This is a genomic window from Vicinamibacterales bacterium (assembly GCA_041659285.1).
Lineage (GTDB): Bacteria > Acidobacteriota > Vicinamibacteria > Vicinamibacterales > UBA2999 > 12-FULL-67-14b.
The window spans coordinates 42,449-57,796 of record JBAZYO010000010.1 but is presented as its reverse complement, the minus strand read 5'-3'; the positions used below and the strand labels follow the sequence as shown (position 1 = coordinate 57,796).

At 64.4% G+C, this 15,348-nt stretch carries 15 protein-coding genes; 6 read left to right on the top strand and 9 right to left on the bottom strand.

Going from position 1 to position 15,348, the window contains the following annotated elements; all coding sequences use genetic code 11:
• Positions 1–22: 22 nt before the first annotated feature.
• From WC815_16470 to WC815_16460, 3 genes are all read right to left on the bottom strand, one after another.
• Positions 23–520, bottom strand: coding sequence for a DEAD/DEAH box helicase family protein (locus WC815_16470; protein MFA5910378.1), 498 nt, complete (start codon positions 518–520; stop codon positions 23–25).
• Positions 521–559: 39 nt separating this feature from the next.
• Positions 560–2,542 carry a DUF2075 domain-containing protein gene (locus WC815_16465; protein ID MFA5910377.1) on the bottom strand — a complete coding sequence of 661 codons (1,983 nt, stop codon included), beginning with the start codon at positions 2,540–2,542 and terminating at the stop codon, positions 560–562.
• A 356-nt stretch (positions 2,543–2,898) separates the two neighbouring features.
• On the bottom strand, positions 2,899–3,213 hold the full coding sequence (locus tag WC815_16460; GenBank protein ID MFA5910376.1) for a DUF2730 family protein: 315 nt from the start codon (positions 3,211–3,213) through the stop codon (positions 2,899–2,901).
• A 176-nt stretch (positions 3,214–3,389) separates the two neighbouring features.
• Between WC815_16460 and WC815_16455 the strand changes: the two genes are divergently transcribed.
• The 3 genes from WC815_16455 to WC815_16445 are packed head-to-tail and all read left to right on the top strand — an operon-like array spanning position 3,390 to position 6,276.
• Positions 3,390–5,624, top strand: coding sequence for an AAA family ATPase (locus tag WC815_16455; GenBank protein MFA5910375.1), 2,235 nt, complete (start codon positions 3,390–3,392; stop codon positions 5,622–5,624).
• Entirely contained in the window at positions 5,585–5,905 is a 321-nt protein-coding gene (locus WC815_16450) for a hypothetical protein (protein ID MFA5910374.1), read from the top strand. Before WC815_16455 ends, WC815_16450 begins: the two co-directional genes overlap by 40 nt.
• Positions 5,905–6,276, top strand: a complete 372-nt coding sequence (locus WC815_16445; GenBank protein MFA5910373.1) for a hypothetical protein — start codon at positions 5,905–5,907, stop codon at positions 6,274–6,276. The genes WC815_16450 and WC815_16445 overlap by 1 nt, the downstream gene beginning before the upstream one ends.
• On the opposite strand, the gene WC815_16440 is transcribed toward WC815_16445, so the two are convergent.
• The 3 genes from WC815_16440 to WC815_16430 all read right to left on the bottom strand — a co-directional run bounded on the left by WC815_16440 (position 6,273) and on the right by WC815_16430 (position 7,273).
• Positions 6,273–6,509 carry a hypothetical protein gene (locus tag WC815_16440; GenBank protein MFA5910372.1) on the bottom strand — a complete coding sequence of 79 codons (237 nt, stop codon included), beginning with the start codon at positions 6,507–6,509 and terminating at the stop codon, positions 6,273–6,275. The two genes, WC815_16445 and WC815_16440, sit on opposite strands and share 4 nt — an antisense overlap.
• 141 nt (positions 6,510–6,650) lie before the next feature.
• Entirely contained in the window at positions 6,651–6,998 is a 348-nt protein-coding gene (locus WC815_16435; GenBank protein ID MFA5910371.1) for a type II toxin-antitoxin system VapC family toxin, read from the bottom strand.
• Positions 6,995–7,273 (bottom strand): type II toxin-antitoxin system VapB family antitoxin, encoded by a 279-nt coding sequence (locus WC815_16430; GenBank protein ID MFA5910370.1) that lies wholly within the window; start codon positions 7,271–7,273, stop codon positions 6,995–6,997. Before WC815_16430 ends, WC815_16435 begins: the two co-directional genes overlap by 4 nt.
• Positions 7,274–7,662: 389 nt before the next feature.
• On the opposite strand from WC815_16430, the gene WC815_16425 reads away from it, so the two are divergent.
• A complete protein-coding gene (locus tag WC815_16425; GenBank protein ID MFA5910369.1) occupies positions 7,663–7,980 on the top strand; it encodes a hypothetical protein in 318 nt (105 codons plus the stop codon).
• 159 nt (positions 7,981–8,139) lie between these two features.
• On the opposite strand, the gene WC815_16420 is transcribed toward WC815_16425, so the two are convergent.
• Positions 8,140–8,601, bottom strand: a complete 462-nt coding sequence (locus WC815_16420) for a hypothetical protein (GenBank protein MFA5910368.1) — start codon at positions 8,599–8,601, stop codon at positions 8,140–8,142.
• 98 nt (positions 8,602–8,699) lie between these two features.
• On the opposite strand from WC815_16420, the gene WC815_16415 reads away from it, so the two are divergent.
• Positions 8,700–9,296, top strand: a complete 597-nt coding sequence (locus tag WC815_16415; GenBank protein MFA5910367.1) for a hypothetical protein — start codon at positions 8,700–8,702, stop codon at positions 9,294–9,296.
• Here the strand turns inward: WC815_16415 and WC815_16410 are convergent.
• A complete protein-coding gene (locus WC815_16410; GenBank protein MFA5910366.1) occupies positions 9,247–10,350 on the bottom strand; it encodes a transcriptional regulator in 1,104 nt (367 codons plus the stop codon). The genes WC815_16415 and WC815_16410 overlap by 50 nt on opposite strands.
• Before the next feature lie 216 nt (positions 10,351–10,566).
• On the opposite strand from WC815_16410, the gene WC815_16405 reads away from it, so the two are divergent.
• On the top strand, positions 10,567–14,013 hold the full coding sequence (locus WC815_16405) for a TM0106 family RecB-like putative nuclease (GenBank protein MFA5910365.1): 3,447 nt from the start codon (positions 10,567–10,569) through the stop codon (positions 14,011–14,013).
• A 107-nt stretch (positions 14,014–14,120) separates the two neighbouring features.
• Here WC815_16405 and WC815_16400 read toward each other — a convergent pair whose 3' ends face one another.
• A complete protein-coding gene (locus WC815_16400; GenBank protein MFA5910364.1) occupies positions 14,121–15,275 on the bottom strand; it encodes a hypothetical protein in 1,155 nt (384 codons plus the stop codon).
• Positions 15,276–15,348 lie beyond the last annotated feature (73 nt).

The following is a 15,348-nucleotide window of genomic DNA, read 5'->3' as shown; positions in this document are numbered from 1 at the left end:
GCGGCCACGGTCTGCTCCTCGGTCACAGGATACACCTGTGCCGCACGTCGAGGTAGTCGAGCCTCCGGCCGGCGACCTGCCTTGCCCTCCCGGCAAGAAGTGCCTTCCCGGGAGGTGCCCCAAAGCTCTGCTTCAGGATCTCCTGCCGGTGCGCCACAAACAGCAGGCGTGGGTCGCCCATCTGCGCGCGCAGGCGCTTGAAGTCCAGGGCGGCGACGATGGTCTTGCCGGTGCCGGTGGCGGCGACCACGAGGTTCTTGAAGCGGTGGTGACGTTCGCGTTCGGCGGCGAGCTTCTCGGGAATTTCCGTCTGATGCGGCCACGGCGTGACGTCGAGAAAGCTGAGGAACCCATCATCCCGGAGGGCCGGGGCTTCAGCCCCGGCCAATGCGTGGTCCAGTCGCTTGGCGTGCTTGGCCGGCTCGTAGTCCTCGTATTCCGCGCTCTGCCAGTAGCTGTCAAACGTTTGCGTCGGACTTCTCGAGAATGTCCGACGAGGTGACCTCCGACAGGCGGACATTCCATTCTAGGCAGCAAGGTCTGCCTGCAGCGGATGTTCTCAGACTGCCGGGATGCCAAGGTCCTTGAAGTATTCGTATGTTCGCTGGTAATACTCCGGAGGCCGCGTCGCATCGCCCGCTTCGCCCGGCGGCACGAAGATCACCATCCCTTGCCGAGCGCGGGTAAGCAACACGCGATAGGCGTTCACGAGATATTTCTGTCGATCCAGATTCCTCACCGTGGTCCATCGGTTGCCCACGAATGAGTGATGGCTCCAGCCATGGTCGGTTAACCGCAGGTCCGCATCCCAAGTGACACAGGCCCAGTCGACTTCAAGGCCCTGAACTTGGAATTCCGTGGCAGCATCCTCGAGAAAATTGCTACCTCTCAGGTCGTCAGGCTCGCTCAAGAACCAGTGCACTGGGTCGACGTTCACGCGAATGTCGATCGCGTGGGGTTTGAGACGCTGAGCCCCAGACGATGCGACCAATCCCACACGTTCAGTGCCCCTCGCATGTTCACGAATCCAGCTCTTGGCTTTGAACAAGTCGCGAGTCACAGCCATGGGGAATCGACCTGCCATCTGCCGCAGGGTGGCCTGCGCATCCAGGGTGTCGAGGTCGAGCACGGCCTTCACGAATGACGACACGTTCTCAGCGCGAAAGGATCGCATCGACACTGCCAGATGCAAAGCCGGATCCTCCTTTATCTTCTCGCGGCGCCGAAGGTCCTCGATTGCACGAACTGTATCGGGTTCGCTCTCAGAGAGATGAGGAGAGGCGTACGCGGTCCAGCCTTGGAAAGACGTTTCCATCGCATCTAGCCATCCGGCGATGCCAGCCTCGCCCCGGTTGATCTCCTGCCCGCCGCCAACGAGGCAAATCACGACAGCCCAATCCTTGTGGCGATCGAGATACGAAACCAAGACCTGCGGCTCCGATTGATCAAAGTCAGCACGTTTCTTTCGCCGCAGCATGAAATTCGCAGTTTGCCTAAGGTCCCAGGCTCGCTGAGCTTCATCGAAGATCACCACATGGTCTACCGGAGCAGTCACGTCTCTCAGGCCAGCATCCCGAAAGTGGTGGACGTTCTGGATGAAGGCTTTGACTTTCTGACCGACCTCTCCCTTGCGAACTTGCTCACCCGCATGCCGCCTGCGTTGCAGTTCATCGCGCACAAGAGCTTCGCGCAGCACCGCCACCAGCGGGCCGTTACCTGAGAGGAACACAGCATGCACTGGTGTGTCTGCGCGATTCTGCGTGGCCACATTCAGGCCTACCAACGTCTTACCCGCACCGGGCACTCCTGTGACAAAGATTATGATCTTCTGCCCTTCCTTTCGCGCTGTGTCGATAAGGGCTTCGATGCGCTGCGAGGTAACGCTTAGGTTCTGTGCGCCAGCATCATGCCGGGCGATCGCATCCACGGAGTGGCGAGAATACAGCGCCCGAGCTGCCTCGATAATTGTTGGAGTGGGTCGATAGGGAGCATTCGCCCAGGCGCTCGCTTCAATGATTGGCCCATTGGCCTTCTTGAGACCCTCTGCAATGAGCTGCTTCAGTCCGTCGCCATTGCAGAATGCCGGCGGGAACACGCCGTCTGGTGAAGGCTCTGCAAAGATCCCTTCGGAGTGATCGGCCTCCGTTGGTAAGAGAATCGGAAAAATGGGAGCGCCATGGCTAGCCTGGTGAAAGTTCTTAAGGTCTAGAGCGTAGTCCCAGACTTGATTGAAGTGGTCACGCGTGCGGTGGCGCTCGCCAACTTTGAATTCAATTACAAACACAGCCGGCCCAGACAGCAGCACAGCGTCTATGCGGCTACCGATTCGGGGAACATCGAACTCAAGAATTAAGGTCCCGTCGGTGCCAGTAAGCGCGTCCTTGAGTATTTCGATTTCGCCGACCCACGCGTCGCGCTGCGTTTGGTCTACGTTGAAGTTGCTGCGAAGGGCGAGAACGCCTAGGATCTGCTCCGGCGAAGCCGCGATAAACGTCGCGACATCTGCGGCATAGTAGGCGCCAGGAATCAAGAGTTCAGGCATCGCTTGGTCGGACCAGGATAGTTCAATGCAAGGACCCGTCCTTTAAGATTTGGAATCAGCGCGTCGCACCCCCGCCGACCAGGGGATGGCGAGGCTATGGGATAGGCAGTTCCCTGCGGTAGAAGGACGCACCGCCGATCAGCATGATGCGTGGGTGGTGGCCGAGTGGATGCGCGCCGGCGATCTCGACGGTCGCTTGGCGATGGCGTTGACGCCGCACTAGATCCGCGGGATCGACGCATCGCCGAGAAGGTTGGGTTCCGGGGGCCGAGTGACGATGTTGAGGGCCGCCGTACAACACTGAGGCCGACCTCGCGGTCGGCCTCGCACCCTCTTCCCGAAGAAAGAGGGGGGAACTAGGGGCGTTGTGGCGGCTCGACAGCGATCAGGCGACTGTTGTGGTTTGCCAGGACCTTGTCATGGTCCGACAGCCTGACCTCCACGTTCGTGTTCAGCTCGCCGAGCTTCCGCTCGATGCGGTCTAGCGTCGCCTTGTAGCCTTCCGCCGCATTCCTCGCGGCGTCCTTCGCCTCACCGACAAGGATGGACACCTTGTTGGTCATTGTCTCAAAGTCATCCTTCGTCGGGAGCTGGTCGATCTTCTTCTCCAGACCGTCGAACTTCGTTTCCAGACTCTGGATTCTTTCGCGCATATCGTCGTCGGTCGTCATAGTAGCATCGTCCTTTCGCAGCGAGGCTTGTCCACCGTAGCCTTTGGCGAAGGTGGGACCTGCGAACGACAGGCCACGTGAAATAGGGCGGGATCCCGAACGATCTTGCGGCTCAGGTTTCGGTGTGTCGCAGATCTTGAGTACACATCGGGCGATTCGTGCGGCAGATTGTGATCATGAACCCTGACCTGCGCCAACTGATTCACGACGCTCTGAAGTCCGGGGACTCTCTCACCAAGCCCTGGAGCAGCCTCGTCCTCGCCGCCTGCGACGGCCGCGATGCCCTCGACAGCGTCCTCCAGAACACCAAGACAACGACGAAGGCCGACGAGAAGGCAACGGCAACCACCCACGCCGGCGCATATCTCACCTCCCTCACCGTCGAAGGCTTCCGCGGCATCGGCCCCAGGCAAACACTCACCCTCACTCCCGGCCCCGGCCTCACCATCGTCGTTGGGCGTAACGGGTCGGGGAAGTCCAGCTTCGCTGAGGCGCTGGAAGTGCTACTCACCGGCGATAGCAAGCGCTGGTCGGACCGCTCGAAAATCTGGAAGGAAGGCTGGCGCAACCTGCATCAGGCGCATCCGGCCGCCATTGAGGCGGAGCTCCTCCTGGAGGGCGGCGGGCACGCCAAGGTCGGCTGCTCGTGGGACGCGGGTGGCGAGCTTGATGCGCAGAAGACAACCGCGCAGCTCAAGGGCAAGCCGAAGACGACGCTGCAGGCGCTGGGGTGGACGGATGCGCTTGAGTCGTATCGCCCATTTCTCTCCTACAACGAGCTGGGCTCCATGCTGGACGAGGGCCCGTCGAAACTCTACGACGCGCTGTCGCTGGTGCTGGGTCTCGAGGATCTCGTCAACGCGCAGAACGCGCTCGCCGAGGCACGTCTTGCCAGGCAGAAGCCCTTCGACGCGGCAGACGAAGTGCGCGGGCATCTGGTTGAGCAACTGAAGACGCTGATCGCCGAGGAGCCAGACGATCGCGCGTCCCAGTGCCTGGACGCGCTCACGGCGAAGAACTGGGGATTGGATGCGGCCGAGAAGATAGTGAGCGTCGGAGGGGCGCCGCCCGCGACCCAGGACACCGTCGTGTTGACGCGTGCAGCAGCGCTTGATGCCGGCGATCCTTCGCTGGTCGCCGCCGCGGTGACCGCGCTCCGATCCGCCGATCAGAAACTGAAGGCCGTTGCCGGCAGCGATGCCGACGGCGCTCGGCAAGTCGCCTCGCTGCTCGAAGCGGCCCTCGCCTTCCACGCCGATCACGGCGATGCCGATTGCCCGGTGTGCGGCGGCAAGAAGGGGCTCACGTCGGCATGGGCCAAGAAAAGCCGCGCGGAGATCGATCGCCTCAAGATTGCCGCGGCGGCGAGCGACGATGCGCATCGGGGAGCGGAAGCGGCGCGGCGGAAGGCGATAGAGATGATGGCGGCGCCGCCGAAACTGCTGGCGCAATTGTTCGAGATTGGCCTCGAAGGGCTCGACACCGCGCGCACGCAGTGGGACACGTGGCATGCCGGCTCCACCATCAAAGACCTGGCGGAACTCGCCATCCACCTGGAGAGCCGTCACGGCGCGTTCTTCGACGCCATCGACGTGTTGAAGACGGCCGCGGCCGCGGAACTGAAGCGGCGCGAAGACCGCTGGCGGCCCATCGCGCAGTCCATCGCCGGCTGGCTCGACCTCGCCCGCAAGGCGCGTGCGGCCGCGGAAGACATCCCGCGCATCAAAGAGGCCGAGAAGTGGCTGAAGGACGCCTCGTCTGACATCCGCAACCAGCGCTTCGCCCCCATCGCAGACAAGGCCATGGCCACCTGGGAACACCTGCGCCAGCAGAGCAACGTCACGCTCGGCAAGATCGAGCTGGTGGGCGCAGGCACCAAGCGCAAGGTATCGCTCGACGTCACCGTGGACGGCGTCGCCGGCGCCGCCCTGGGCGTGATGAGCCAGGGCGAACTGCACTCGCTGGCCCTCAGCCTATTCCTGCCACGCGCCACCCTGCCCGAAAGCCCGTTCCGGTTCGTGGTCATCGACGACCCGGTGCAATCCATGGACCCCTCCCGCGTCGACGGCCTGGCCCGCGCGCTCGAAGAGACCGCGCTCACGCGGCAGGTGATCGTGTTCACCCACGACGAGCGACTGCCCGAAGCCGTCCGCCGCCTCGGCATCGAGAGCCGGAACATCATGGTCACGCGGCGTCCGAATTCTGTGGTGGAGGTCAGGAAGTCGCTCGATCCCGTCCGGCCCCCTTCGCCAAGGCTTCGGCGGGCCAGGCGCAGTCGTCCAGCATGTGCTGGCGCTGGTGCACACCACCGACCTGCCCGAATCCATTGTTGCGACGCAGTGTTCAGCATTCTGCCTGGCCCGCCGAAGCCTTGGCGGAGGCGGCCCGCGCCGCGCTCGAAGCCGCGCTGATCGGCGTGATCCGCCGGCGTCAACTGCTGGCCGGCAAGTCGCACGGCGAAGTGGAGGAGGCGCTCGCCAAAGGCGGCAAGCTGACGACGTTGGCCGCGCTGGCCTTCTGGGACGACCGCGAGCGGGGGAGCGAAGTGATGGCCCGCCTGAACAGGTACGGCGGCTGGGCCGGCGACGCGTTCAAGCAGTGCAACGAAGGCGCGCACAAAGAGTTCGCAGGGGATCTGCAGCAGCTGATCAACGACACCGAGAAACTGGCCGAACGGCTTCAGGCGCTGTGATGCTGGAGCATGCTGAAGTCGTGTCCGCCGCGCGCAACCTGATGGAGCGCACCGACCCGGCCACGGCAGGGTTGTGGCCGCGCGCCACCGCCTTGCTCGCGAGGCAGGCGCTCGAGTCCGCACTGGATGATTTCTGGCGCGTCCGCGCGCTTGGGATGGAGCAGTGTTCGATGAAGGCGCAGCTGCTGTGCCTTCCACACTACCTGGGGGATGAGGACCTGGCCGAGCGGGTGTCCTACGCGTGGGCGGGGCTCAGCCGGGCGTGCCATCAGCATCCATATGAGCTGTCGCCGACATCGGCGGAGTTGCTGGGGTGGCTGGGGATCGTCGAGGAGCTGGTTGCCCGCTTGGCAGCGCTCAAACCCGCCTAGCGACCGCTTTGGCGGGGCCGCCGTCGTTCCAAGACCCGGATTCGCTTCTCGTGGTTCCTGATCGCGAGATCATGCGGAGACCATTTGGTATCCCAATGCCGGCCCATGTCCTTGATGTCTTTTGAGAGCTGCCTCTTCAAGTCTTCGTAGCCCTCGCCAAGCTTCTTAATGTCTTCGCGAATCTGTTCAAACATCAACTTGGTAGTCATGTCGTTCTCGTTGTTGTTGGCCATCGTAGCATCGTCCTCCGCCGGTGAGACCTGCGAACGGGAGGCCAACGATAAACGCAAGGAATTCCCAGTGATCTCGAATTTCGGACCTCAGCGCGTTGCAGTTCCTGCGAGCCTTTGCGGCGATTCAGGTGGCAAGAACTGCTACTCGATCAGCGGCGCACCAAGCTTTGCCGCGACCGCGGCGCTGAGGCACCTGCCGAATGCCGGCGCGGGTGACTGGCCGGCCTTGACGCCCCTTTGGTACGCCTCGACCGCCGCTCTCCAGTGGTCCCTGGTGAACGGCACCACCGTGATACCCAATTGGCCAATCATGACGTCCAAGGTCAGCTCCGACATCCAGTCGCCTCTTGTCGACAGGATGATCGCCGCTTCGGCCACTGCGGTCGCGCATACCCGGGGGTTCTCGTCCTCCACCACCTGGGCGACCAGGCCCTCGAAGCCAGGCTCCTTGCGCGCGATCGCGACCAGTGTTCGCGCATCGACAGTCATACGCCCTCCGGTCCGTAGCCGAGGATGGCATCCTCTTCCTTGCGTGTCAGGGGCTGATTTGGTGTCTGGCGCACTGACCGGCAGGACGTCTCCAGGAAATTCATCACCTGCTGCACCCGCTCCGCTTTGGAGATCGGTTTCGTTAACCGCGCCAATCGCTCTCGCAAGGAGACGATTACCGCCTCTTCCTCAGACTCGCCAGTGACCCGAACCAAATCGAGAATGAGCATGTGCTTCTCGACACCATCGCTGGAGTATCTGCGCTCGCGATCCATGACGACGACGCTACCATTGTCGGCGGCGACTGCGTTCGACCGAAGATCGCTGAGCCGAAACTAGGTCAATCGACGGTGCAGTTACTGCGTACGTTTGGGCGAAACGTCGTGGCAGATCCTTCGTCTTGCCGCTCCCTTCTCGACGATGGCATCGTCGTCGCTTGATGATCCTGCCCCAAGCCCGTTGTGAATCATACGCAAGTAACGTATACTGTCCATGACCGCCGTCTTTGTCGAGCTACCGGCGTTTGCTCGGCACCGGTCTGGCGGAGGGCCGGTTCGCAGTTCTGGCTTTTCACCATTTACGGCAAGGACGAGGTCGATGACCTGACGCCGGTGCAGCGACGCGTCTTGAAGGGTCTGCTGAAGGCTGAGTTGGGGTCAATAGCATGAGCAAGAAGCGGAACCTATTTGCGGAACTAACCGAGGGCGTGACAGCGCTGGCCGAAGCCCGGGGCGGCAAACGAACGCTGCGGACTCACGCGGTTGAGTTCAAGCCGGTGCCCGCCGTGACACCGCGGGAACTCTTGCGCTTGCGAGAGACCCTGAACCTGTCGCGAGCCGTGTTTGCCGGCTACCTCCGGACCAACGTGCGTACGCTGGAGAACTGGGAACAGGGCCGGGCCAAACCGAACGCCCAGGCCGCGTTACTGATCAAGCTCGTCAAGCGGTTTCCCGATACGGTGGAGCGATTGGCGGCCATCTGAACGCAAGAACTCACAGAAGATCAGGAGTGTAGAAGATCAGGAGGGTCTGGGGTCTGGCTTCTGATCTCGTGTCCTCCTGACCTCCTGTAAAGGGCAACACACGGAAGCAATTGCTGCGTACCCCACAAGCAAAATGCTCGCAGATACTCTCCGTGCCGGTCACTTCCTCACGCTCCCCAACCGCGCGCTGACCAACGCGATCCCGGGGATGTTGGTATACCCGGCGTTGAAGTTGAAGAACCCATCCATCACGCTGCCCGACGCCCGCGTATCCCAGTAAGTGATCGTGGCGGTGGCGGTGCCGCTCTGCGTGAGGTCAAGCGTGATCGGGAGCGACGTCCCCGGCGGATACAGTCCGCGATTCGTGCCGCACAGCAGGTCCTGCACCGACCCCGTGCCATCGCAGCGATCGATGACGTAGTTTCCGGACCAGCGTCCGCTATATGGAGTGGCGGGAGGCGCCGGTGTTGCAAGAGGTGTCACCGTAGTCGTCACGACCGGTGGTGGCGTGGTGACGATGGGCGTGGAGCTGGTGGGCGTGCTGGAGCCGCCACCGCCGCACGCGAGTGTCGGGATCGACACGACCAGGATCCAGAGCGCCAGGCGCATGAGCTTTGTCATGCGCCCATCCTGTGTGGCCGCCGCGACAGCGCGGGTCACACGTGGTTGCCGCGCCAACTACGACCCGGCCTGTCACGCTCGACCGGCAGACTGGGCCCATGCACATCCAGACCGATCGCGCGCTGGTTCCCGCGAACGCTCCCTCCCTCCGCTACCTTCAGGTCCTGATCGGCGCGCTGGCAGTGGCGGCGCGCGACGTGGTGTTCGAGGTCGCCTGCGACCCCGGCATCGAGGCCATGGTCGTGAACGGCTTGCCGACTTCGCAGGCCGAAGGCCGCTTGCAGGTGCAGGTTGGCGACCTGGCCGCGGAGCAGGAGATCACGCTCATCATCGCCGTGGCCTTCAAGGGCTCACACCAGGAAGGCTCGGGCCTTGGCGTCCAGTGCCGCGTGGTCGATCGCGAACGCGTGCTCCATCCCGAACCCATCGCGGTGACATGGCGCGCGGTGACCGCCGTGGAGAACAACGCCCAGCCCGTGAACCACGCGGTGCGCCTGGCCCTGGCCACCCTGCTCGCCGACCGCGCCCGGGTGATGGCACGCGACGCGAGCCGGCGGGACGACTTTGACGAAGCCAGGCGCATCCTGCGGGTCGTGGTGGATGACCTGCGCGCGCTGGCGCCGGGCGACAAGGACGTGCTCGCGGTCATCGACCGGCTGCATCACGACGAACTGGAGCTCGGCGAGGGGCGCTAGCAAGACGAAGCGGGAGGGAGGCCGCGACCGAAGCGGGAGCGGCCGGAGTGAACGCCGGCTCGAGGTTCAACCGCGGCACATAGAAATCCCTGGCATCGTCCAGCATGTCGAGGATCTCGTGGGCGAGCGTCGACGGCGCCGTCACGCGCACGTGGGGGCCCCAGCTCAGGACCCATCCGTGCAGCGCCCAGTCGCGGGAGACTTTCAGCCCGAGCCGCAAGCCGCCGTCCGGTAGCTCGTCGATCTGCTGCGACTTGTGCCACACGCGCTCGCGCACATAGGGTGCGACGCGCGAGGAGAACTCGAGCACCACGCGCTCGGGCTTGCCGTTGCCGAGGCCGAGCGACGGCTCGAAATCCTCGCCGCTCACCGCCTTCACCGGCGTGAACGACTCGTCCGTGATCCGGATCTTCTTGAGCCGCTCCGCGGCGAACAGGCGCACCTCGTCGTATTCAGGCACGTAGGCGCGCAGGTAGAGGCCGCCGTCGGAATACTCGACGACGTAGGGGTGGACGATGTAGTCCTTCTGACGGTTGCTGCTGACGGAGAAGTAGCGCATCTCCGTCACCTTGCGGCGGGTGGAGGCCTCGATCAACTTGGCCACCATCTCGTTGTAGCCGGCCGACACCTTCTTACGCGGCTCGGGCCTGACGCGGACGACGTTCGGGAGCTCGTTGAGGAATTCGCGGGTCTTCGGCGAGAGGGCGCGCTGAACCTTCTTGAGGAGCGAGTTGAGCCCGGCCTCGAACGGCGAACCGGTGAGCGTCAACAGCAGCGCGCGGCTCATGTAGAGCGAGCAGACCTCGGTGACCGAGAGGCCCGCGTCGGTCAGCGACTTGAGCGGCAACTGCATGACGCGCCACACCGTCTTGCGTTCGCGCTTGCCGTCCACGAGCGGGAAGCCGGCCTCCTGGAGGGCGGCGAGGTCGCGCCAGACCGTGCGTTTGTTGACGGCCAGCTCGGTGGCGAGCTCGTCCACGGAGCGCCCGTGGGAGAGGCCGTCCAGGTGGAGCAGGAGCTTCCACTGGCGGATGACTTCGGCGTTACGGGCCATATCCAAGACTTATCGGATTCAACGGTTCCCGGGTGCAGAGGGATGATTGGGGTCAGGCCGCGAAAATCGCCCTTTTGGTGTGTGGGTGCCAGACCTCCTGCTTCTGTGACCTCTCCTGTCGCACTTGGATGGTGAGCCTCGGGGAGGCCGACGAACATCCTGCGGTTGCTGCGTGACCTCGGCTGACACGGTTGGCAAGTACACTGACCGCATCAGATGCGAATCCTTGACGGCACGCTCGTCCTCTCTCCCTCAGATCTCGCCAACTTTCTCTCCTGCCGCCACCGCGCCGGTCTCGATCTGGCCGCCGCACGCAAGGTGCTCGACAAGCCGCGATACGAGGACCCGTATGCCGCCATGCTCCGACAGCACGGCGATGAGCACGAGCGCGCGTATGTGGAAACCCTCCGCACCCAGGGCCTCTCCATCGTCAACGCCAAGCCGGAGAAAGACACGACCGCTGAGCACTCGACACGGCTGACGATCGAAGCGATGCGCGCGGGAGCGCAGGTCATCGTCCAGGCGAGGCTCGACTTGTCCACCGTAGCCTCGGCGAAGGTGGATCTGATCGCGGGCTATGCCGACGTCTTGCTGCGAGTCGAGCGGAAGAGCGACCTCGGCGACTGGTCCTACGAAGTGCAGGACACCAAGCTCGCCAGGGAGACGAAGGGCGGGACCATCCTTCAGCTCTCGGCCTACTCGGACATGGTGGGCAGGATCCAGGGCAAGACGCCGGAGTGGTTCCAGGTCGTGACGCCGATCGCGTCGGAGCGGTATCGGGTCGAAGACTACGCCGCCTACTACCGCATGGTGCTCGCCACTCTGCGCGCGGAAGTGGCGAAGGGGCACGAGGCGCTGCTCGAGGTCTACTACCCCGATCCGGTGGAGGCGTGCGCGGTGTGCGTGTGGGAGGGGCGATGCGAAGCGCGGCGTCGCCAGGACGACCACCTCTCTTACATCGCCGGCGCGGGGCGCTCACATCGGGTGGAGCTCACCGCGCAGGGGTACGGCACGCTCACCGCGGTGGCCCAAATGCTGGTGCCGGTGACGTTCAAGCCCGCCCGCGGATCGCGTGAGACTTACAACCGGCTGGGCGATCAGGCGCGCGTGCAGCATCAGCAGCGCACCGAGAAGAAGGCCGTCTACGAGCGGCTGGAGGTCAAAGAGAACGAAGGGCTACGCAGGCTGCCGCCGCCATCTCCCGGCGATCTGTTTCTGGATTTGGAGGGAGCCCGCTTTGCCAGGGAGGGCGGCCGCGAGTACCTGTTCGGCGTTCATTTCGGCACCCCTAAAGGGGTGCCCTACCTGGCTCGATGGGCGGTCGATGACGCGCAAGAGAAGGCCGCGTTCGAGGCCGTGATCGATCTCATCATGCAAGCCTGGGACGCCGACTCCGGCATGCACGTCTACCACTTCAACCACTACGAGCCCACCGCGTTCAAGAAGCTGATGGGGCGGTACGTCACGCGCGGGGAGCAGCTCGACCAGCTCCTGCGCGCGGAGCGGTTCGTGGACCTCTATCCCATCGCCCGGCAAGCGGTGCGTGCGGGTGTGGAGAGCTACTCGATCAAGAAGCTGGAGCAGTACTCCGGCTACACGCGGCGGGTGGAGCTGAAGAACGTGCACGAGCCGCTGCTGGCCGTGGAGCTGGCGTTGGATGCCAACGCGCCCGCTGCCATCACCACCGAGATCCGCGACGCCGTGCAGGGCTACAACGAAGATGATTGCCGCTCGACGGAGGCGTTGCGGGATTGGCTCGAGTCGCTGCGCGCGGAGTGGGAAGCCGCGGGCGTGATGGTGCCGCGGCCTGCCGAGAAGTCTACCGAGGCCGAAAAGCCAGTCTTCGAGGTCCAGCAGCAGGCGGTGGCCATCCGCAAGCGGATACTCGCGACCATCCCGGCCGAAGCCGCGGACCCTGCCGACGCGGATCACCCGAAGTGGCTGCTCGCCTACCTGATCGACTGGCATCGCCGCGAGGTGAACGCTGAATGGTGGGAGTACTTCCGCCTGAAAGGGCTCCCCGAGGAGGACCTCTTCGACGAGCGTGACGCGGTGGCTGGCCTCGCGTTCGTCGAACGTGTGCACGTCGTCTTGCGGGCCAACAGCCAGAAACCCACCGGCTCCGTCGTCGACCGCTATTCCTATCCACCGCAGGAAATCGAGATCGGCCGCAAGGGCAAGCTGAAGCTCCAGGACGACAGCGCGTTCGGCGAGATCGTGGCGCACGATCGTGTGGTGCGATTGCTCGACGTCAAGAAGGGGCCGAAGGCGGCAGAGATGCATCCATCCGCGGCCTTCTCGTGCGACGTGATCACCACCGACGGCCTGCAGAAGTCGGTGATGCGGCTCGCGGACCGCGTGATGGCTGGCGCAGACGACTGTGGCGCGCAGCTCCTGTTCGGACGTCCACCCCGGTTGCGGGAGGGCGCCTTCGAGAAGGGCACGACCGAATCGGAGCAGGACTTCGCGGTCCGGATGGCGACCGCCATCGACCGGACCACGCTCGCCATCCAGGGACCGCCGGGCGCCGGCAAGACCTACATCGGCGCGCGGATGATTCTCGCGCTGGTGGCCGCGGGCAAGAAGGTCGGCGTGATGGCTACCAGCCACAAGGTGATCCGCAACCTGCTGGACGAGGTGATCGCGCAGGCGGCCAACGCCAGGCGGCCGGTGAAGGTGGGCGCGAAGCCGGGCGAGATGAGCGACACGCCCGGGCCGATCGTGGAGTTCGACGACAACCCGCCCGCGCTCGCGGCCATCACCAGCGGCGAAGTGAGCGTGTTCGGAGGCACGTCGTTCATGTGGGCACGCGAGGAGTTCGCGGCGGCGGTCGACGTGCTGTTCGTGGACGAAGCCGGGCAGGTGTCTCTGGCCAACGTGCTTGCCGTGTCCCAGGCGGCCAACAGCCTGGTGCTGCTGGGCGATCCGCAGCAGCTCGATCAGCCGGAAAAGGCCAGCCACCCCGACGGCGTGGGCGTGTCGGCGTTGCAGCATGTGCTCGGCGACCACGGGACCATGCCGCCCGATCGCGGCATCTTCCTGCCGATCACCTGGCGCATGTCGCCGACGCTGACGGAATTCACGTCGGAGTTGTTCTATGAAGGCAAGCTCACGGCCAAGGCCGGTCTCGAGCGGCAAGCCCTGAGCGGCGTGGATGCGGTCGCGGGGTCGAAATTGTGGATGGTGCCGGTCGATCACGACGGCTGCCAGAGCGCATCGGATGAGGAAGTCGGGGTCGTGGCCGCGCTGGTGGAGCACCTGCTCGCGCCGGGATCGATGTGGATTGACGAGAAGGGCGCGGCGCGGCAGCTGACGGCCGGTGACATCCGCGTGGTGGCGCCGTTCAACGCGCAGGTGAATCGGATTGCGGAACGGTTGGGCCCCGCGGTTCCAGTTGGAACAGTGGACAAGTTCCAGGGGCAGACCTGCGCGGTGGTCATCTACTCGATGGCGACGTCGCGGCCGGAAGATGCGCCGCGAGGGATGGAGTTTCTCTACAGCCTCAACCGGCTGAACGTGGCCACGTCACGGGCGCGATGCGCGGTGTTCCTGGTGGCGTCGCCGCGGCTGTTCGAGCCGGAGTGCCGGACGCCGCGGCAGATGCAGCTGGCGAACGCGCTGTGCCGCTACCGGGAGATGGCGGCTGCCCTCCAAAAGGGATGATTGGGGTCGAGGGATGATTGGGGTCAGGTCAAGAAAATCACAGTTGGGGATGATTGGGGTCAGACCCCCAATCATCCCCAACTGTGATTTTCTTGACCTGACCCCAATCATCCCTGGCAGCGCGCCGCGGCGATCTCCGCGCGCTTTCGCTTGAACACCCGCACCCAGTCGTCCACCGTCACCTTCCGCTTGCTCCCGTCGGCAGCCGTGATCGTCTCTCCACGTTGCTCCACGTTCGAGACCGTGAACAGGTCGCGAATCTGCCGATCGCGCAGCTGCGACAGCCGGCGCGACAGGAAGCGGCGGCCCGCCTCGCTGATCTTCGGGTCCTCCAGGCTGCCGGTCAGCGACCTCGGCAGGTCGCCGATGCACTGCCGGGCGTCTTTCCAGATGCCGACGCTGTCCCAGTCTTCCAGCTTCATCTTGCTGGTGTTGAACCGAGTGGCCTTGCCAAACGAGCCGCCCAGGTCCTTGATCACCAGCCACGCCGACCCACACGTCTCGTTGCCGCCCGCGCCCCTGCGGCGTTGCCCTTCGGCGCAGATAATTTCCTGCTGATCCGGCTTCGAATCCGAGTGCTGGATGAAGACGGCGAGCAGCTTGAACGCGTCGATCTGCGCGCGCGAGGCGCCGCCACGCTCGCGAATCTGATCGAGTTCGGGCCACGCCCAGCCTTCGTATCCCGGCACCTCGACGGGTGACCCCGCGAGGCGCCGTTCGATCGCCGTCGGCTCGAAGACGCGCGTCGCCCCTTCGGCCGAGCTGCCGCGCCGCCAGTCGGCGGCACTCACGGCAAACGGATCTGGCGGACAACCGTGGCAGGTCACGCGGGCAGGCGACATCACATCCGCCCTGAAGCCCAACGCCCACAGCAGGCGGCTGGCCGCCACCTCGGCGTAGACCTCGCCGTTCTTCTCCCCATACTTGACCTTCACCACATCGTCTTTTTTGAGCTCGCACAGGAACTTCGGCGTCATGCCGCCGAGCGGCTTGTCGGGAAAGACAAACGTGCACGTGGTCTGCGGCGTAATGCGCAGGGCGGGCGGCAGCGCCGGGCCCGCGATCAGGTTCAGCGACCCGGTATCGATGGATTGCCACACATGAGCACGCTGGAGCACCTGTTGGCGCTCCGCCACGCTCAACTTCTTCAGCGTGTGGGGACCGTCCGGAGCCTTGGTGTCGGGCGGCGGGCCAAACCGGCCGCTCGCGCAGCCGGCGAGTGACACGACGAGAACGATTACCGCGTATTTGTGCCCGATCACGTTGTTACCCCAATTCATCGGGCGATGTGACGCCCGAGCCCGGGATCTATAGATGCAATTCCCGATCCCGACG